16 protein-coding genes and 1 pseudogene are annotated in these 19,117 nt (G+C 65.1%); 5 read left to right on the top strand and 12 right to left on the bottom strand.

Annotated features, from left to right (window positions below):
* Positions 1-37: 37 nt before the first annotated feature.
* The 3 genes from AADZ78_RS13815 to AADZ78_RS13825 are packed head-to-tail and all read right to left on the bottom strand — an operon-like array spanning position 38 to position 3,991.
* Complete coding sequence (locus AADZ78_RS13815) at positions 38-709, bottom strand: MOSC domain-containing protein (RefSeq protein WP_085249440.1); 672 nt, start codon at positions 707-709, stop codon at positions 38-40.
* Between the two features lie 37 nt (positions 710-746).
* Positions 747-3,128 (bottom strand): phosphoketolase family protein, encoded by a 2,382-nt coding sequence (locus AADZ78_RS13820; RefSeq protein ID WP_085249389.1) that lies wholly within the window; start codon positions 3,126-3,128, stop codon positions 747-749.
* A gap of 11 nt (positions 3,129-3,139) precedes the next feature.
* On the bottom strand, positions 3,140-3,991 hold the full coding sequence (locus AADZ78_RS13825) for an SDR family oxidoreductase (RefSeq protein WP_085249390.1): 852 nt from the start codon (positions 3,989-3,991) through the stop codon (positions 3,140-3,142).
* An 80-nt stretch (positions 3,992-4,071) separates the two neighbouring features.
* Here AADZ78_RS13825 and AADZ78_RS13830 point away from each other — a divergent pair, with 80 nt between their 5' ends.
* Complete coding sequence (locus AADZ78_RS13830) at positions 4,072-4,569, top strand: GNAT family N-acetyltransferase (protein ID WP_239656732.1); 498 nt, start codon at positions 4,072-4,074, stop codon at positions 4,567-4,569.
* Positions 4,570-4,593: 24 nt separating this feature from the next.
* On the opposite strand, the gene AADZ78_RS13835 is transcribed toward AADZ78_RS13830, so the two are convergent.
* Positions 4,594-5,886 carry a PucR family transcriptional regulator gene (locus tag AADZ78_RS13835; RefSeq protein WP_085249441.1) on the bottom strand — a complete coding sequence of 431 codons (1,293 nt, stop codon included), beginning with the start codon at positions 5,884-5,886 and terminating at the stop codon, positions 4,594-4,596.
* Positions 5,887-6,222: 336 nt separating this feature from the next.
* On the opposite strand from AADZ78_RS13835, the gene AADZ78_RS13840 reads away from it, so the two are divergent.
* The 3 genes from AADZ78_RS13840 to AADZ78_RS13850 all read left to right on the top strand — a co-directional run bounded on the left by AADZ78_RS13840 (position 6,223) and on the right by AADZ78_RS13850 (position 12,388).
* On the top strand, positions 6,223-8,640 hold the full coding sequence (locus tag AADZ78_RS13840) for a CoA transferase (protein ID WP_085249392.1): 2,418 nt from the start codon (positions 6,223-6,225) through the stop codon (positions 8,638-8,640).
* An 18-nt stretch (positions 8,641-8,658) separates the two neighbouring features.
* Positions 8,659-10,152 carry an acetyl-CoA acetyltransferase gene (locus tag AADZ78_RS13845; protein ID WP_085249393.1) on the top strand — a complete coding sequence of 498 codons (1,494 nt, stop codon included), beginning with the start codon at positions 8,659-8,661 and terminating at the stop codon, positions 10,150-10,152.
* A 136-nt stretch (positions 10,153-10,288) separates the two neighbouring features.
* Positions 10,289-12,388, top strand: coding sequence for a hypothetical protein (locus AADZ78_RS13850; protein WP_085249394.1), 2,100 nt, complete (start codon positions 10,289-10,291; stop codon positions 12,386-12,388).
* A 3-nt stretch (positions 12,389-12,391) separates the two neighbouring features.
* Here AADZ78_RS13850 and AADZ78_RS13855 read toward each other — a convergent pair.
* The 7 genes and pseudogenes from AADZ78_RS13855 to AADZ78_RS13885 all read right to left on the bottom strand — a co-directional run bounded on the left by AADZ78_RS13855 (position 12,392) and on the right by AADZ78_RS13885 (position 17,054).
* Positions 12,392-13,636 (bottom strand): annotated as a pseudogene (locus AADZ78_RS13855) (NAD(P)/FAD-dependent oxidoreductase).
* 13 nt (positions 13,637-13,649) lie between these two features.
* Complete coding sequence (locus tag AADZ78_RS13860; protein WP_085249395.1) at positions 13,650-14,375, bottom strand: DUF72 domain-containing protein; 726 nt, start codon at positions 14,373-14,375, stop codon at positions 13,650-13,652.
* An 86-nt stretch (positions 14,376-14,461) separates the two neighbouring features.
* Positions 14,462-15,097 (bottom strand): endonuclease, encoded by a 636-nt coding sequence (locus AADZ78_RS13865; protein WP_085249396.1) that lies wholly within the window; start codon positions 15,095-15,097, stop codon positions 14,462-14,464.
* Between the two features lie 42 nt (positions 15,098-15,139).
* Positions 15,140-15,472, bottom strand: coding sequence for a TfoX/Sxy family protein (locus AADZ78_RS13870; RefSeq protein WP_085249397.1), 333 nt, complete (start codon positions 15,470-15,472; stop codon positions 15,140-15,142).
* A gap of 10 nt (positions 15,473-15,482) precedes the next feature.
* On the bottom strand, positions 15,483-15,872 hold the full coding sequence (locus tag AADZ78_RS13875; RefSeq protein WP_085249398.1) for a nitroreductase family deazaflavin-dependent oxidoreductase: 390 nt from the start codon (positions 15,870-15,872) through the stop codon (positions 15,483-15,485).
* A 22-nt stretch (positions 15,873-15,894) separates the two neighbouring features.
* Entirely contained in the window at positions 15,895-16,383 is a 489-nt protein-coding gene (locus AADZ78_RS13880) for a hypothetical protein (RefSeq protein ID WP_085249399.1), read from the bottom strand.
* Between the two features lie 116 nt (positions 16,384-16,499).
* Entirely contained in the window at positions 16,500-17,054 is a 555-nt protein-coding gene (locus tag AADZ78_RS13885) for a CGNR zinc finger domain-containing protein (RefSeq protein ID WP_169726243.1), read from the bottom strand.
* 132 nt (positions 17,055-17,186) lie between these two features.
* Here AADZ78_RS13885 and AADZ78_RS13890 point away from each other — a divergent pair, with 132 nt between their 5' ends.
* Positions 17,187-17,897, top strand: a complete 711-nt coding sequence (locus tag AADZ78_RS13890) for a hypothetical protein (RefSeq protein ID WP_085249401.1) — start codon at positions 17,187-17,189, stop codon at positions 17,895-17,897.
* Here AADZ78_RS13890 and AADZ78_RS13895 read toward each other — a convergent pair.
* Positions 17,875-19,116, bottom strand: a complete 1,242-nt coding sequence (locus tag AADZ78_RS13895) for an alpha-hydroxy acid oxidase (RefSeq protein ID WP_085249402.1) — start codon at positions 19,114-19,116, stop codon at positions 17,875-17,877. The genes AADZ78_RS13890 and AADZ78_RS13895 overlap by 23 nt on opposite strands.
* Position 19,117: the final 1 nt, after the last annotated feature.

The raw sequence follows: 19,117 nt of genomic DNA on the forward strand, positions 1-19,117 counted from the left end.
CAAGTTTACCTGCGGGCGGGCCACCGGCCGCTCACTTCTACGGTTGACCGTCCTGCGACGCTAGCCGGCGGCGCACGTCGGCCTTGATCTCTGCCGAGAGCGCGTCCGCTGCCAACAGCCGGGGGAGCAGCTCGGGTTCGGACATTCGGGCACGAAACACCAGCCCGATGGTCACGTCATGATCAGGGCGGTGCTCAACTGTGACGACGTCACCGACGCGAACCTTTCCGGGCGAGATCACCCGCAAGTAGGCGCCGGGTTTGGCCGCCTGGGTGAAGGTCCTGATCCAATGGCTCACATCCAGGAAGGCCGCGAACGTGCGACACGGTATCCGGGGGGCGGAGACTTCCAGCACCAAACCGTCGGTGCCGACGTACCAGCGCTCACCGATCCGCGCGCCCGTCACGTCGATGCCCAAAGTGGTCAGATTCTCCCCGAACATTCCGGGGGTGAGCGTGCGCTGCAATTGAGCTTCCCAAGCGTCGAGATCTTCTCGCGCATACGCATAGACGGCCTGATCGTCACCGCCGTGAACCTTCTGATTGCCAATGGTGTCGCCGACGAGTCCGCTGCCGAGACCCCCGTGCATCGGCCCGGGTGCTCGCACCATCACCGGGTCCGTCGTGGCCACCTTGTCGATGCCGGTCAACGTCGACCGCGCGTGCGGATCTGGATTTGTTCGGCCACGAGCCAAGTTGACCGATAACACCTTCGACACCCGCACAGGCTAGCGCGTACGTGCGGTGTCACTCGCCACGCCAGGTCCACCCGCTGATCTGGGGGTCGTCCTCGCCGTGTTCGCGTGTGTAGCGGCGCGCGGAGAGCCGGGCATCGGCCATCCGCTGACGTAGCACCGCGGCTCGGCTCGCCAACCCATCAACCCGGTCGATGACATCCATGACCAGGTGGAACCGGTCGAGATCGTTGAGCATCACCATGTCGAAAGGCGTGGTCGTGGTGCCGCGCTCCTTGAATCCGCGCACATGGATCTGCGGGTGATTGGTGCGGCGGTAGGTCAGTCGGTGGATCAGCCAGGGATAGCCATGGTAGGCGAAGATGATCGGCTTGTCCCGAGTGAACAACGCATCAAATTCCCTGTCTGGCAGCCCATGCGGGTGCTCGGAGTCCGGCTGCAGGCGCATGATGTCGACGACATTGACCAGCCGCACTGCGAGGTCGGGCAGTTCGCGACGCAGGATGTGGGCGGCGGCCAACGTCTCCTGCGTGGGAATGTCGCCTGCGCAGGCGAGCACCACGTCGGGCTCGCCGGTCGCCGTGCTCGCCCACTGCCAGATCCCCAGCCCGCGGGTGCAGTGGGCTATCGCCTCACCCATCGAAAGGTAGGCAAGCGCCGGTTGCTTGCCGGCGACGATGACATTGATGTAGTCGCGGCTGCGCAGGCAGTGGTCTGCCACCGAGAGCAGTGTGTTGCCATCGGGCGGCAGGTAGACCCGCACCACCTCGGCACGCTTGTTCGCCACCAGGTCGATGAATCCAGGATCCTGATGCGACGCGCCATTGTGGTCCTGGCGCCACACATGCGAGGTCAGCAAATAGTTCAACGACGCGATCGGACGCCGCCACGGCAGTTCGCGGCTGGTGGACAACCATTTCGCATGCTGGTTGAACATCGAGTCGACGATGTGCACGAAGGCCTCGTAGCAGTTGAACAGGCCGTGGCGGCCGGTCAGCAGATACCCTTCCAGCCAGCCCTGGCACAGATGCTCGGACAGCACCTCCATCACACGACCGTCGGCGGCCAGGCGCTCGTCGTCGGGCAGGGTTTGCGATAACCAGACCTTGTCGGTCGCCTCCAAAACCGCTCCCAGGCGGTTGGATGCGGTTTCGTCGGGCCCCATGAGACGGAAGCGGTCGGGGTTGCGTGCGATCACATCGCGCAGGAACGTTCCCAACACACGGGTGGCCTCGTGCGTCGCGACTGCGGGTTGCGCGACCGGCACCGCATAGTCGCGGAAATCCGGGAGGTCCAAGTCGTGCAGCAGCACCCCGCCGTTGGCGTGCGGGTTGGCGCTCATCCGGCGATCACCTTTAGGTGCGGCGGCCTTCAGCTCCGGGCGCAGCGCGCCGTGCTCGTCGAACAACTCCTCGGGACGGTAACTGCGCAGCCACTCTTCAAGCTGGGCGCGGTGCGCGGGGTTGTCGTGCGTCCCGGCAAGCGGAACCTGGTGCGATCGCCAGCTGCCTTCTACCCGCTCGCCGTCGACCACTTTCGGCCCGGTCCAGCCTTTGGGGGTGCGCAGCACGACCATCGGCCACACCGGCCGCTCGGTCTGCTCGCCGTGGCGCGCCGCCCGTTGAATTGACGCAATGTCGTCGAACGCGTCGTCAAGAGCCGCGGCCAGCTGCTGGTGCACGATCGCCGGCTCTTCCCCAGTCACTGTGATCGGCCGATAACCATATCCGCGCAACAGCGATTCGAGCTCGGTGTGCGGGATCCGCGCCAACACGGTCGGATTGGCGATCTTGTAGCCGTTGAGGTGCAGAATCGGCAGGACCGCCCCGTCGACCGCCGGGTTGAGGAATTTGTTCGAGTGCCAGCTGGCCGCGAGCGGCCCGGTCTCGGCTTCACCGTCCCCGATGACACAGGCAACCACCAGATCCGGGTTATCGAAAGCCGCGCCAAAGGCATGCACCAGCGCGTACCCCAGTTCACCACCTTCATGGATCGACCCCGGAGTCTGAGCGGCGACGTGGCTGGGTACGCCGCCGGGGAAGGAGAACTGCCGAAACAGCTTGCGCAGACCTTCGGCGTTTTCTTCGATGCCGCTGTACACCTCGCTGTAGGTGCCCTCGAGGTAGGCGTTGGCGACCAGTCCCGGGCCGCCGTGGCCGGGCCCGGTCACGTAGATGACGTTGACGTTGCGGTGGCGGATGATCCGGTTGAGGTGGGCGTAGATCAGGTTGAGCCCCGGCGTGGTGCCCCAGTGTCCCAAGAGCCTAGGTTTGACGTGTTCGGCCGCCAGCGGTTCGGTCAGCAGCGGATTGTCCAGCAGGTAAATCTGCCCGACCGACACGTAGTTGGCGGCACGCCAGTACGCGTCGATGAGGGCAAGTTCGCTATCGGACAGGGTTGCGGGAACAGTTTTTGTTGCAGTCTGGGTGTTCATTAGGGCGACGCTTACTCCTCTTCACCGCGAGCGCGCGCCTCATAGGCCCGGCGCTTTGCGACATCGACGTCATCGGTGAAAACGTGTTCGCCGCCGAGTATCCGGTTCAGACCTTCGGCAAACGCGCGGGGCATGAACTTCTGGGATACCACCATCGCGCCGGCCGCCTTGGTCACCCGTACCCGCGGCTTGGGGCGAACGATCAGCCCAACGATCGCGTCGGCGATGTCGGAGGGCTCGGCGTTCTTAAATCCCTTGGCTCCGGTGGTGCCCGCAGTGAGTTCGGTGTTGACGAACGTTGGCAACACGGTTGAGAACTTCACGCCGGCCGAGCGGTACTCGAGTCTGGCCGAGTCAGTGAACGCGACCACGGCGTGCTTGCTGGCGCAGTAGGTCGCCAGCCCGACGATGTGGAGTTCGCCAGCAAGCGAGGCGACGTTGATGACGTGTCCGGATCCGCGAGAAACCATGCGCTGCGCCGCCAGCTTGCTGCCCAGGATGACGCCGTAGACGTTGATGTCCAGGATGCGTCGGGTGACCGCGTCCGGCTCGTCGACAATCCGGCCGACGGGCATGATCCCGGCGTTGTTGATCAGCACGTCGATCGGGCCGAGTTGGCGCTCGACCTGGTCGAGGAAGTCCGAGAACGAATTTCGGTCAGTGACATCGAGTTTGCCGTACACCTTCAGGCCGAGGTCGGCGCCCGACTCCTTCACCGTCGCCTCGTCGATGTCGCCGATCGCTGTCTTGGCGCCCAGCATGTGCAGTGCGGTCGCCGTGGCCAGTCCGATTCCCCGTGCCCCGCCGGTGATCACAATTACTTTGTCCCGAACCTTGAGACCAATGGATGCCGTGTCTGCCATGCAGCAAGCACAGCACTCCACGTCAAGGCCGCGCAATCGTCGCGGTCGATACTGCAGTCGATACTGCATAGGTGGCTCAGGTGCGATCAGCCGTCCCGGGAGACGTGCTCGACGTGGCCCGAGTGCACGTCCGGTCGTGGCAGTCGGCCTACCGAGGGCTTCTCGCCCAGGACTACCTCGACAACCTGAACCCCGAAGTCTGGGCCAGCCGATACACCTTTGGTCGCAGGGGGATTCAACGACCATCCACCCTGGTCGCGGTCGATGGCTCGACGATCTGCGGTCTCGCTACCACAGGCCTGTCTCGGGACGAAGACTTGCCGAACTTCGGTGAGCTGATGGCACTCTACGTCGATCCCGCACACATCCACACCGGAGTTGGGCGTTTGCTGATCACCGCCGCGCGCAAGCAGCTGCGTCGGGTTGTCATAAACGCTTCGCTATGGGTGCTCGACAAAAATGTGCGGGCCCGGCGGTTCTACGAGCGCGATGGGTGGTGGTTCGACGGGACACGCCGGACGGCGACGTACGGCAGCGTTCCTCTGGAACAAGTGCGCTATCGACGCACGCCGGTCTAGTCAGAGCGGGCTCCGGCGAACGACTCAATCAGCGGTCCGAGAGCGGGCCGCCACCGGCACACTGTCGTGGTGAGGCTCGGTTGGGAGTTGCATGGAGCCACTGGTTTTATACCCGCGCCACCGTAGCGCTTCTAATGCGACGCCAACACGGACCGTGGTGTATTCAAGGGGGCGGGGAAGAAGTCGTTCGGCGATGCCAAGCCGATGCAACAGGGTATTGCGGTGGATATAGAGAGCCTTGGCGGTCCGGGAGGTATTGCACTGCTCATTGATATAAGTCAACACCGTTGCGTGCAGTGTTGGGCTGGCCGACTCGAAGTCGCCCAGGGTGTTCTTGATGAAGTTGCCAGCGGCGGGGTTTTGGGTGAGCAGCGCAACCAACTCGACATCGTCGAAGCAGGCGATTCTTTGGGGTGACTTCAGTCGAGCCAGCATGCGTTGCGTGGTAAGTGCATCGTTGTGGCTGCTCCGGAAGCCGTCGATGCCTTCGGCAACGGTTCCGATTGCGACGCGCGTGTGCGGTGCGAGATCCAGTGCCTGCCGGACCCTGTCCAGGTCGTACGTGGCAACGTCTCCGAGCCATACCCAACGAGTCGCGCTGCTGGCGAAGACCGTTAGTGTTTGCGGGCTTTCCATCGAATCGCCCAGTCCGTCAGCGGCTTCGTCAAGATCGTCGTGCTGGCTGTCGGGGTCGTCGGACCAGATGATGGCGGCAATGTGGGATCGGTTCAACGAATAGCCCAATTGGAGTTCGGCCCGGTCAGGGTCGGTGGCTGCGCCGTCGAGGATGAGCTCAACGAACTTACGACGTTCGGCGCGCAGGTCGCGGGTCAGCGCCTCGTGCTCTTTCGCCATCCGCGCAGCGAGCTTGGCAAGCGTGGCGTCGACATATTCGTTGGCAGTCAGGAAGGGAGCATCGATTAGGTCGCGCAATTCGTGAGGGTCAGAAGTGAGCCCGAACGCGATTTCGGTCCAGCGCCGCAAGGCCACGTTGTGTCCGATGCGATAGATCTCAAGCGCCAGCGTATCGAGACCGCGACGCACTAGTTCGCGCGCCATATGCAGCTGTTCCTCGCCGAGGTGCGGCGGCACCGGGGCGCCCGGGTCACGCAAGTGGGCCGCGGCGAAGTGGATCAGATTAGCGCGGTTACTGCGGCTGACGACGGCGGCTAATTCGGGGTCGTCGGCAATGGACGGGTGGGCGGCCAGCGTGGCGCGGTCCAGGTCTTCGAGCCATTCCGGACTGGGATTGAGGGCTATCCAGGAGCCCTCGCGAATCAGATCGCGAACTCGCGGTGAGAACTTGCGCCGACTCACACGGCGATCGTAGAGCAGCTGTGCATCTTTCACAGCGTGTCGGCATACCGCGATGGATATTGCTGTGCGTTTGGCACAAAGGTTCCCCGGTTGCTGGGCATTATGTCTGAACTGGCGTTGATTTGGCTGTGGTGTGGGCGGGTGGGCTGATTGCTCAATGTTTGTTTGTCGGTCCGCCGGCGTCGGGCTGGATTGTGTTGGGAGGCTTCGGATGTCGTTTGTGAGTGTGGCGCCGCAGTCGGTGGCGGCGGCGGACTTGGTAGGCCGCTAGTCGTACCCGTGCCGCGTGACCCGGTGCGTTCGCCTCGACGTTGAGCCTGGTCGTGCAGCTACGGTATGCAGATGGTCGACAGGCTGCTCGATGCGGTACGCGTCCTCGACCTGTCCGGTGCCGACGCCGACGCGGTGACCCGCCTACTCGCGGACCTGGGTGCCGACGTCCTCAAGGTGGAGCCGCCCGGCGGTAGCGCGGCGCGTCAGGAGCTGCCCACGTTGGCCGGAACGAGCATCGCGTTCGCCGTGCACAATGCGAACAAGCGCAGCGCGGTGCTGGACCCGCTCAACCAGGACGACCGCCGCCAGTTCCTCGATCTGGCCGCCACAGCAGACATCGTCGTCGACAGCGGCCTTCCCGGGCAGGCCGCCGCGTATGGGACGTCGTGCGCCGAGCTCGCCGATCGCTACCATCACCTCGTGGCGCTGTCCATCACCGATTTCGGGGCGGTGGGTCCGCGATCGTCATGGCGCGCAACCGATCCCGTGTTGTACGCGATGTCAGGATCGCTGTCGCGGTCGGGTCCCACCACCGGCACCCCGGTGTTGCCGCCGGACGGAATCGCTTCGGCAACCGCTGCCGTGCAGGCGGCGTGGGCCGTGCTGGCCGCTTACTACAACAGATTGCGTTGCGGGGTAGGCGATTACATCGACTTCGCGCGCTTCGACGCCGTTGTCATGGCCCTTGACCCGGCATTCGGCGCGCACGGACAGGTCGCCGCCGGCATCCGCGGCAGCGATCGGTGGCGCGGCCGTCCCAAGAATCAGGACGCCTACCCGATCTATCCATGCAAGGACGGCTACGTCCGGTTGTGTGTGATGGCGCCGCGGCAATGGCGCGGACTGCGCCGTTGGCTGGGCGAACCGGACGACTTTCAAGACCCCAAATACGACGTCATCGGCGCGCGGTTCGCCGCGTGGCCCCAGATCAGCGTGTTGGTCGCGGCGCTGTTCGCCGAACGGACCATGAAGGAGCTGGTGGCCGCGGGACAGGAGCACGGGGTGCCGATCGCCGCGGTGCTGACGCCGTCGCGAATCCTGGCCTCCGAACACTTCCAGGCGGTGGGTGCCATCACCGACACCGAGCTCGTTCCAGGCGTGCACACCCGCGTGCCGTCGGGATATTTCGTCGTCGACGAGCAGCGCTGCGGTTTCCGCGCTCCCGCCCCCTCGGCCGGGCAGGACGAACCGCGCTGGCTGGCTGCCCCAACACCGACACCGGCGCCGTCCGGTCGGGTGGGCGGGTATCCGTTTGAGGGTCTGCGAATTCTGGATCTCGGGATCATCGTCGCCGGCGGCGAGCTGAGCCGGCTGTTCGGCGACCTGGGCGGTGAGGTCATCAAAGTCGAAAGTGCGCAGTATCCCGATGGACTGCGGCAGGCCCGCGCCGGCGACGCGATGAGCGAGTCGTTCGCCTGGACGCATCGCAATCACCTGGCCCTTGGCTTGAATCTGCGCCACACCGAGGGCAAGGAGATCTTCGGCCGGCTGGTCGCCGACGCCGACGCGGTGTTTGCCAATTTCAAACCGGGAACCCTTACCTCCCTTGGGTTTTCTTACCAGGAACTGCACGCGCTCAACCCCAGGATCGTGCTCGCCGGCAGCAGCGCGTTCGGCAATCGGGGGCCGTGGAGCACCCGGATGGGCTACGGACCGTTGGTCCGCGCCGCCACCGGTGTCACCCGGCTTTGGACCTCCGGCGCGACCAGCAGCGACGCCTTAAGACATGCCTTTTTTGACGCGACGACGATTTTCCCCGACCACGTGGTTGGGCGCGTCGGCGCCGTGCTTGCGCTGGCAGCGCTGATCCACCGCGATCGAACCGGCGCCGGCACCCACGTCCACATCTCGCAAGCTGAAGTCGTCGTGAATCAACTGGACACGCTGTTCGTGACCGAGGCCGCCCGGGCGGCCGGCGTTGCCGAGATCCGCAACGACACCAGCGTGCACGCGGTCTACCCATGCGCCGGCGACGACGAATGGTGCGTCATCTCAATCCGTTCTGACGACGAATGGCGTTGTGCTACATCTGTTTTCGGCCAGCCGCAACTGGCGGACGACCCGCGCTTCGCGACAAACCAGTCACGCGTCGCACACCGGGCGGAGTTGATGACACTGGTGTCGACCTGGACTGGTGCTCGCAGCCCGGTGCAGGCGGCCGAAGCACTCCAGTCGGCTGGAGTTCCGGCCGGCCCGATGAACCGCCCGCCGGACATCCTCGAGGACCCCCAACTGATCGACCGGAAACTGCTGGCCGACATGGTTCATCCGCTCATCGCCCGTCCACTGCCAGCGGAGACGGGGCCGGCGCCGTTTCGCCAAATCCCGTCGGCGCCGCAACGCCCGGCGCCGCAGCCCGGTCAGGACACGTGGGAGATCTGCCGGCGGCTGCTGGGCATGAGCCCCGATGAGACCGCGCGCTTGATCGACGACGGCGCGCTGTTCGGGCCGACAGCCGCCGGTACCCGGCCCGATTCATAGTCACGCTAAGTTAAGGCCATGCCCGTCGACCCCAGGACACCGGTATTGATCGGCTACGGCCAGGTCAACCATCGCGACGAAATCGACCCGGAAAAGCGGTCCATCGAACCGGTCGACCTGATGGTCTCCGCGGCCCAGCGAGCCGCGGACCCCCGGGTGCTCGAGGCCGTGGATTCGATCCGCGTGGTGCACATGCTTTCGGCGCACTATCGAAATCCCGGCCAACTCCTCGGCGAACGTCTCCACGCCAAGGAATTCGTCGCTAGCTACAGCAGCGTCGGCGGCAACAGCCCACAATCGCTGGTCAGCCAGGCCTGCCTGGATATCCAGCAGGGACGAGCCGCAGTGGTCCTCATTGCCGGCGCCGAATCCTGGCGTACTCGCACCGGGCTCAAGTCCCAGGGCAGCAAATTGGTGTGGACAGTTCAGGACGAATCCGTTGCGCTGCCCGAAATCGCCGGCGATGACGTACCCATGGCCGGTGAGGCTGAGCTGAAGATCCGCTTAGACCGGCCCGCCTATGTGTATCCACTCTTCGAGCAGGCGCTGCGAATCGCCAATGGCGAATCGATGGCAGACCACCGCAAGCGGGTCGGCCAGCTGTGGGCACGGTTCAACGCGGTCGCGGTCAACAATCCCAACGCCTGGATCCGCAAGCCGGTGACCGCCCAGGAGATCTGCCAAATCGGTCCGCAAAACCGCATGATCAGTTGGCCCTACACCAAGCTGATGAACTCCAACAACATGGTTGACCAGGGCGCTGCCCTGATTCTGTCCTCGGTCGAGCAGGCGGCACGCCTCAAGATTCCTGCCGATCGCTGGGTTTACCCCCACGCGGGCACCGACGCCCACGACACCCCCGCCATCGCCGAGCGCGCCGAGCTGCACCGGTCCGCGGCAATCCGGATCGCCGGTGCGCGGGTGCTGGAACTGTCCGGCGTAGGCATCGACGACGTCGATTACGTCGACCTGTACTCGTGTTTTCCCTCCGCCGTTCAGGTGGCGGCGGGCGAGCTAGGCCTCGACCCCGACGATCCCACCCGACCACTAACCGTCACCGGTGGACTGACCTTCGCCGGCGGCCCGTGGAGCAACTACGTCACGCATTCCATCGCCACCATGGCCGAGCTGCTGGTGGCAAATCCGGGACGACGAGGCCTGATCACCGCCAACGGCGGCTATCTGACCAAACACAGCTTCGGCATCTACAGCACCGAACCGCCGCCAACGGACCGCGCATTCCGCTGGGAAGATGTGCAATCGGTCGTCGATCGGGAACCCACCACTACCGGCGTTCTCGATTGGGAGGGCGTCGGAACCGTCGAAGCGTGGACGACACCGTTCAATCGGGACGGCGAGCCGGAGAAGGCATTTCTGGCGGTCCGCACGCCAGATGGATCGCGCCGCTTGGCCGTGATCGCCGACCCCGCATCGGCCGCGGCTACCGTGAGCGAGGACATCGCGGGCGCCAAGGTTGCCGTCGCCGCCGACGGCAGCGCGCAGCTGCACTAGCCGGGCGCTGGGCGGCACAGCAGGATGAGGTCCTGCTGCAAAGTCGCGGTTAAAGTCACGTTCAAGCGTCAATAGTCGCGGAAGCGACGCCGACGTGCCTATTGTCATGGAAAGAGGTTGGGGGAGGTGAGGCCAGCTGCAGGTCCTAGTTACCGACGCCACAAGCACCGTCGGGCGGTTGGTCACACGCCAATTGATCGCGGCCGGACACACGGTCAGTGGCATAGCGCCCTACCCGCACGACTGCCTGGACGCGGGCGTCGATTTCGTTTGCGCATCGCTGCGCGAGCCGGTGCTGCTCGAGTTGGCCGCCGAAGCTGACGCGGTGATCCATCTCGCGGCGATCGACACCAGCGCGCCGGGCGGAGCCGGCATCAACGGCCTAGCCCATGTGACCAACGCGGCCGCCCGAGCCGGTGCCCGGCTACTTTTCGTCTCCCAAGCCGCGGGGCGCCCGGAACTCTACGCACAGGCGGAGACGTTGGTGTCCACCGGTTGGGCGCCCAGCTTGATCATTCGGATCGCGCCTCCGGTCGGTCGGCAGCTGGACTGGATGGTGTGCCGTACGGTTGCCACGCTCATGCGCAGCAAACTCTCGGCGCGGCCGATGCGGATGCTCCACCTTGACGACCTGGTCCGTTTCCTGGTGTTGGCGGTGAACACCGACCGCCATGGTGTGGTTGACCTGGCCACCCCGGACACCACGAATGTGATCACCGCCTGGCGGTTGCTGCGCTCAGTCGACCCGCGGTTGCGGCTGCACGGTGTTCGCGCCTGGGCCGAGCTGATTCCGCAAATCGATATCACGACGGCACAAGAAGATTGGCAGTTCGAATACGGCTGGCAAGCGCTCGACGCGATCGTCGACACCGGGCGAGGACTCGTCGGCCGCAAACTCGGGCCCGCCGGCGCGACCAGCGGGTCGGGCCAGCTGTCGCTACCGGTAGACACCATCCCGCGGTTCGAGCCCTCCGACGGCGCACCTTTGAGCTGCGTGACGCCCGATGGCCTGGAGGGCGAGTTCGACGACCGGATCGATCCGCGGTTCCCGGTCTTCAGCGCCGCGACACTATCCGAGGCGCTGCCGGGACCACTGACCCCGATCACACTGGATGTCCAGTTGAGCGGCCTGCGGGCGGCCGGTAGGACGATGGGTCGGGTGTTAGCGCTTGGCGATGTGGTTGCCGATGAATGGGGGAGTCGCGCGATCGCGGTTTTCGGCCATCGCCCCTACGTCGGGGTGTCGGCCAACATCGTCGCCGCCGCCCAGTTGCCCGGATGGGACGAGCGGGCCGTCGCCGAACGCAGCCTGGGCGCGCAACCACAGCCCTCCGATCTGCTGCCGTTCGGCCGGCCTCAACTGGCGACGGGACCGCTCGGGTCGGTCGCCAAAGCGGTCGTAACGGCGCGGTCGCTGGCCCTGCTGCGCCACCTCCGGTCCGATACCCAGGCCTACGTTGCCGCCGCAACAGCGGAACATCTCGATGCGGGGCAACTCGCCTCGCTGCCGGACGCCAGCCTCGAAGTTCGGATACGGCTGCTGCGGGATCGGATCCACCAGGGCTGGATTCTCACGGCGCTGTGGGTGATCGACACCGGCGTCACCGCTGCGACGCTGGAACACACTCGCGCGCGATCCAGCGTGTACGGAGTTGGGGTAATCATGGAAAGCGACCGCATCGCGGCCGAAACCGCCTCGCTGGCAGCGGTATTGCGCACCGATCCCCTCCTATCCGGCCTGGCGTCCGAAGGCAACGTCGCCAGCATCCGGGCACTGTCTCCGGCGGCCGCCGCGGCCCTGGACACAGCGGTAACCCAGCTCGGACACCGCGGGCGCGGGGAAGCCGAGCTGGCCAATCCGACGTTTGGCGACGATCCGGCACAACTGCTGATGACTGCGGCCGAATTCGCCGCGGCACCCCCCGAGCCGGCGCCACCGCCAAAACTGTCGCAGCGATTAGCCGCCAGCGCTCGCAGTTCCCGCGAGCTGGCACATGACACCACCATCCGGTTTACCCATGAGCTTCGGATGACATTGCGCGAGCTGGGATCTCGCCGAGTCGCAGCGGACCTGATCGACGTCGTTGACGACGTGTACTACCTGACCTGCGATGAGCTAGTCACCATGCCGGCCGACGCCCGCCTCCGAATCAAGCGCCGCCGCACGGAGCGGGAACGTCTGCAGGCGCAACAGCCGCCCGACATCATCGAGCACACCTGGAATCCCGCTGGTTAGTGGTCAATTCAGCAACTCGGCTAGCGGCGACTGCGGATCGGCCAGACGCGCGGCGTCAACGGGAGTCCTCGACTGAATCAGGCCTTTGACGTCGTCAAGCACATCCCAGATGTTGACGTTCATCCCGGCTAGCACCCGGTTGTCGCCGTCGAGCCAGAAGGCGACAAACTCGCGCTTGGCGACGTCGCCGCGGAAAACCACCCGGTCAACATTGGGCGCATGCCCCGCATACTCCATCCCCAGGTCGTACTGATCGGTGAAGAAGTAGGGTAGCTCGGCGTATTCTCCTGGCCGGCCAAGCATCCCGGCCACCGCCACCGCGGGTTGCTTCAGCGCATTGGCCCAATGCTCGGTGCGGATCCGGGTGCCAAACAGTGGATGTTGCGCGGCAGCGATGTCGCCGACCGCGTAGATGTCGGAATCGCTGGTGCGCAACGACGTATCGACCAACACGCCGCCTGCATCGAATCCTGATCCGAGCGCCAGTCCGGCCTGTTCGGCCAATTCGATATTGGGCTTGGCGCCAACGGCGACCAGCACGGCGTCGGCGGCGACGGTTGATCCATCGCCCATCCTGAGCCCGGTGGCCTTGCCGTCAGACGTGGTGATTTCGGTGACCTGCGCCTGCAGTCGCAGGTCCACGCCGTGGTCGCGGTGCAGGTCGGCGAAGACTTTGCCGACGGTTTCGCCGAGTGCGGCCAGCAGCGGCTGTTTTGCGGTTTCGACTACGGTGACCTCGACGCCACGCTGACGAGCCCCCGCGGCCACCTCCAGACCGATCCAGCCGGCGCCGATCACCGCCAGCGAAGACCCTTCGGCCAGTACCGAATTCAGCGCATGCGCGTCGTCATAGGTGCGTAAGTAATGAACTCCAGCGGCGTTGGATCCGGGTATCGGCGGGCGACGCGACCCCGATCCCGTCGCTAGCAACAGCTTGTCGTAGTGCACCGTGGTGTCGTCGGCCAGTCCGAGAATGTGGGCCGCGGGATCCAGCGATGTCGCCCGCAAGTTGAGTCTCACGTCGACCTGATTGTCGCGGTACCAGTCAGAATTGTGCACCGTGAAGTCATTCAGTCACTTCTTACCCGCCAGGTATTCCTTGGACAGCGGCGGACGCTCATAAGGCAGCTGCTCCTCCTCGCTGACCAGGACAATTTGACCGTCGAAGTCGTTGTCCCGCAGCGCTTCTACTGCTTTGGCCCCGGCAAGTCCGCCGCCGACTATGACGAATGTTGTCGAGCTGGTCATGCACCCAGACTACTTAGGTCAGAAGTTCCCGCAACGACAACGCGTTGCGGACGGCGTGACCGCCCAGGTCGTTGTTGAAGTACATCCACACGTCGCGGCCTTCGGCATTCCAGTTGTCGATACGCTCGGCCCACCGCCGCAACTCGTCGCCCTGGTAGCAACCCGCGTACATCGCGTTCTGATCCGGGCCGTGCATGCGGACATACACGATGTCGGCCGTGGCCCGCGGAATACACGCCAGGCCGGCGCCGCTCATCACCACATATGCGGCGCGGTGGTTTTCGAGCACCGCATAGACCGCCGGGTCGTCCCAGGACTGGTGTCGCAGTTCGACGGCAACCCGGATCGGCGACGGCACGGAGCGCAGGAAGGAGTCCAGGCGAGCATCATCGCGGTGCTGCTCGGGATGCAGTTGAACCAGTAACACCCCGTGGCGGTCGCCCAACACCTGCCAGCAGCGTGCGAATCGTTCGATCCACGGTCCGGGTGACGCCAACCGGCGGTAGTGGGTGAGCCCGCGGTGTGCCTTGACCGACATGGTGAACCCGTTCGGCACCTGGTCGCGCCACGCGGCGAATGTCGAGTCCGTGGGCCAGCGATAGAAACTGGCGTTCAACTCCACGGTGTCGAACACCTCGGCGTAACGCGCTAGCCGGTCCCCAAGCGGCAGTCCCGGTGGGTACAGCACGTCGGTCCAGTGGTTGTAGGACCACCCGGAGGTGCCGATCCGCAGGGTCACGAGCGCCGCTCCTCTCCCCCGCAAGCGGGCGGTGCCCCCACATCGCTTCCTTGCTCTGCATCGTCGCCGGCGCGGTCATGGCCGGATCAACCGGCCACCTGCCGGCATATCTCGTCATCCAGTGACGCCCGCACGAGCGCGGCCGCAAGCCGCGCGTTGGCGCGCGGCGCCAAGGTGGAAAGCTTTGCTGGATCGGTGGGCAGGCGCAGCGCCTCGGCCGCGGCGATGGCACGGTGGTCGAAGTATGGGCGCACCCAGGTCCACACATCCTGCACCTCGCGCAGATAGATGTCGGCAGCTGTGTCGCCAATCCCGTTGAACTGCTTGAGGGTTCGTCTAGCCGCCGCCGGATCATGCTGGCTGCGCCGAGGGATTCGCCGCAAGTCTCCGGCGAATTCGTCTCGCACCCGCTCGGCCATGTCGGTAAGCCGGGTGGCGGAACTCTCGTCGTACCGCACGTAATGGGCGCGGCCGAACGCCTTGATCATTGCGTCGCGATCGGATGCCAACACGGATTTCGGTGTACGTAAGCCCGCCTTGAAGAGTTCCCGCGCCGCGCGCATGGCGACCGTGGCATCGATGGGTTTGCTGGCCAGCATGCACAGCACCAATAGCTGAAACAGCGGCATGGGCTTGTCGTTCAGCCGGATTCCCGCCTCGGCGGCGTACGTGGTTCCGGCGACCTTGAGCAGTCGTCGCACTCGTTGCTCGGGCTTGTCCATAAAGGCGGCGTACCCGCGCCGCGTCAGCGCAAACCGGGCCGGTCATTTGGGAGGCAAGCTGCCTGCATAACCAGCACCGTATTTGACCCAACTCGCAAGCTGGCGTTTGGTTTTCACGCCGTCGGCGGCGACCCGCAACCAGCCGCGGGTTTCTCGGCCGGCCATCACCATCGGGCTGACGTGCTGGCGCGTAAGGAGCTTCTCGGTGTCCGCTGGTGGCACCCGGACTAGCAGTCCGCCCTGACCACTGACGGCGACGGCCAGGTGTCCGCCGATCAGGAACGCGAGGCCGCCAAACATCCGCTTCTCGTCGACCCCGGGCTGGGATGCCAGCAACTCACGAATGCGGTTAGCGAGGTCGGTGTCGTAGGCCATGATGGCGGTGTCAGTCCAGGTCCACTCGGATGGTCAGCAGGTCGGTGCCCATCGTCCGCACTCCCGCGCTATTGAGCCTGGGCAGGCTGCGCAGCCGCTGCCGCGGGTCATCGTCAGGCAGCAGATGTGCGATTCCGCTACGCCACTGACCGCCGATTCGCACCCTAACCGCCGGGTTGGCCTTGATGTTGTGGACGTAATCCGAATGGTGGCCATGTTCGGAGACCATCCAGAACTGGTTGTCGATCACCTTGCCACCCACCGCGGTGCGCCGCGGTTGCCCAGTCTTGCGGCCGGTGGTTTCGAGCATGGTCACCGGCAACTGCCGACCGACCGGATTGACCACCAGCCGTTGAATGCGATGAACGACCTGCCGTTTCAGATGTCGAAAGTCCGCCATAACTTTCGATTCTGCACCGATATTAGGCAGGCCGCGGGGCCGGGACACCAACGGCGCGCAACACCCATTCCCTGGGGACGGTCAACAGCAACGACCGGCGGGGAACGGTGGTCAACACCGCCTCGGGGATCGCGGTCTGGTAATGCATGGACAACCGTCCGGAAAACCCGGGGTCGACCTGGCTGACATCGACCTCGATTGCCAGACCGCTTGCGGACAAGTCGGCTTTCACCGGGCCCTCGTCAGGTTCGTCCCAGCGCTTGTCGATGGCTCGCCCCGCAACCTTGGGCACCGTCGACAAGGTGCCGACGACCCGCTGGGAAGTGAGTACCAGGGCGCCGACATAGCTGCGGATGTTTCCCTTGGCGGTCTTGCCGGGCACGGAGCCGCTGAATCGGAACGTGACGGGGACGAACTCGGCGAGATGCAGGATTCCCTCTGGTTCGAGTTCGGCTCGCACGTCGGCGGGCAGCTTGCCAATGCCAAGCATTCTGCGCAAGATCACGGGCATCCCTGCACAGTAATGCCACGCGCGCCAATCAGCCATCAGCCAGCGACGCCGGCCGCGTCTGCGGTCGCTTGGGCGAGCAGACGCATAAGCCCCCAAAACCAGCGGTTTTCGGGTGCTTATGCGTCTGCTCGCGCGGCGCGCTGGCGTGCCCGGAAGGCTTCGACCTTGGCGCGGTTGCCGCACTTGATCCCGCACCACTGCCGGTTCTTTGCTCGCGACGTGTCGATGAAGAGGCGGGTGCAACCCGGGTCGACACAACGTTTGACGAACTCGATGTCGGCTCCGGCAAGAAGGTCCAACAGATCCGCGGCCAGGGTCGCCAGTAGTTGCGCTGTGGTGCCGTCGCGACGAGCAACGCCCGTGCGCTGTAGTAGCGGAGTGAGCTGGCGCTGGGATGCCAGCTCGTTGATCAGATCGACGTCGGCGAGCTTGGGCCTGCGGTGCGCGAGCCGAGCGATCACCGACCGGTAGATGGCCTCGCGCAACTCGATCGCGGCAGCCAAATCACCGTCTGTGACATCAATCGCGGCATCCAGCAGCCCCGCTTGAACTGCCCAGTCGGACAACCGTTCCGGGTGCGTCAACAGTTCCTCCGAGGCGGGACCACCGCGGTATCTCACGGTGCCCGCGAAGTCGAGGCAGCGGCGGCCGCTCACATAGCGAAACGTCACGTAACCACCTTGACAGGTTTCATGGTCGTCGACAAGATGTAACCATATGAAATGGTTACACCAGCGACGTGTGAACCGCAACGGCATCGCCGCCGTCTATTGAAGTGCGAGAGGTGGAAGGAGCCAACGCAAATGGACCTCTACCGCATAACCCACCCACTGCGGTTGGCCAAGGGATCTCACCAGCCGGGATCGGGCAAAGGGTGCGCGATGAATGTGATTTCCTACATCAACGGCGATACCCGAGTTACCGATTTTCCGGAATGCTCAGCGCGGCCGTTGAGCATCCTCGTCCAGTCGTGTAACGACCTGCTTGCGGGAGGCGATGGCTACCTATCACCGGAAGACAGCATGCTGGCGCTCGGCCTCGCGTGGCAGACGGTGGGTACGGCGGATGTCCCGGACACCGTCGTGCACGCGTGGATCGCCGAATTGCTGGCCAATCCGACATGGGGAGTCTTCGGCTACGCCAGACTGACCGCGGTCAAAGCGATCATCGACGTTGCCGAGCTGCATCGCGCCGCCGCGGCGGGCGACATGCCGCCCGCCGCCGACTGGGAGGCTGCCACCCGCGCCATCCGGATGACCAACTGCAGCGCCGCCGGGCTGCATGCCATCCGCGCCGCCTACGAGTCCGCCGCCATGGTGGACGCCGATCTGCTCCCGGGACTGGATGAGGTGGTCGCTCACGCCATGAACGCCCACGCCCTAGGTGCTGAAGGCACCACGGCCAGCCGGATCATCGAGCTCACCCGCCACGCGATCCGTTCGTGGCGTGATCTTGCCGGACTGGACGACCCGGCGCGGCCGCGCCGCACAGTCATTCCAGCGGAAGCGGCCTAAGACTCCGCAGCTGCGTCACATGCTTGGGCGAAAGCTCCTCAAGACAGGTCACGCCCAGTAGCGCCATTGTCCGGGTGATGCCGCTCTCCAGGATTTCGATCGCGCGTGCGACGCCTGCCTGGCCGCCGGCCATCAGGCCGTAGAGATAAGCTCGCCCGATCAGTGTGCAGCGCGCGCCGAGCGCGATCCCCGCCACGATGTCGGCGCCCGACATGATGCCGGTGTCCAACAGAATCTCGGTGTCCTTACTCAGTTCACGCGCCACCGTCGGCAACAGATGGAATGGCACCGGGGCCCGATCGAGTTGACGGCCACCGTGATTGGACAACACGATGCCATCGACGCCGCGATCCACCACGGCGCGGGCGTCTTCAACTGTCTGGATCCCCTTGACGACGAGTTTGCCGGGCCATTGGGATTTGATCCAGGCCAGATCCTCGAAGGTGACGCTGGGGTCGAACATGGTGTTGAGGTACTCGGCGACGGTGCCCGGCCAGCGATCCAGTGATGCGAACGCCAGCGGTTCGGTGGTCAACAGATCGAACCACCAGTGCGGGTGTGGCAGCGCGTCGAGCACAGTTCGCAGGGTGAGCGCCGGTGGGATTGACATCCCGTTGCGGACATCGCGCAATCGCGCGCCAGCAACCGGAACGTCGACAGTGACCAGCATGGTGTCGAATCCCGCATCAGCGGCGCGCCCCACCAACGCCATCGAACGGTCGCGATCGCGCCACATGTACAGCTGAAACCATTTGCGGCCCTGCGGGACAGCGGTGACCACATCTTCGATCGAGCAGGTGCCCAGGGTGGAGAGTGAGAACGGGATCCCAGCCGCGGCCGCTGCGTGCGCACCGGCGATCTCGCCCTCGGTGTGCATCAACCGGGTAAATCCGGTCGGCGCGATCCCGAACGGGAGTACCACCGGCTGACCGAGCACGTTCCACCCAGCAGTCACGTTGGTGACGTTTCGCAGGATCGTTGGGTGAAACTCGATGTCGCGGAAGGCTTGTCGGGCCCGCGCGATGGATAGCTCATCCTCGGCGGCACCGTCGGCGTAGTCGAAAGCCGCCTTGGGGGTGCGCCGTTTGGCGACGCGTCGCAGATCCTCGATGGTCAGCGCGGCGTCTAGGCGACGCTTCGTGCGGTCGACCTGGGGCCGTTTGAACTGGATCAGCGGCGCCAGGTCGCGAATTTTGGGCACCCGCCGTTTGATCGCCACC

This window comes from Mycobacterium riyadhense, from assembly GCF_963853645.1.
Taxonomy (GTDB): domain Bacteria; phylum Actinomycetota; class Actinomycetes; order Mycobacteriales; family Mycobacteriaceae; genus Mycobacterium; species Mycobacterium riyadhense.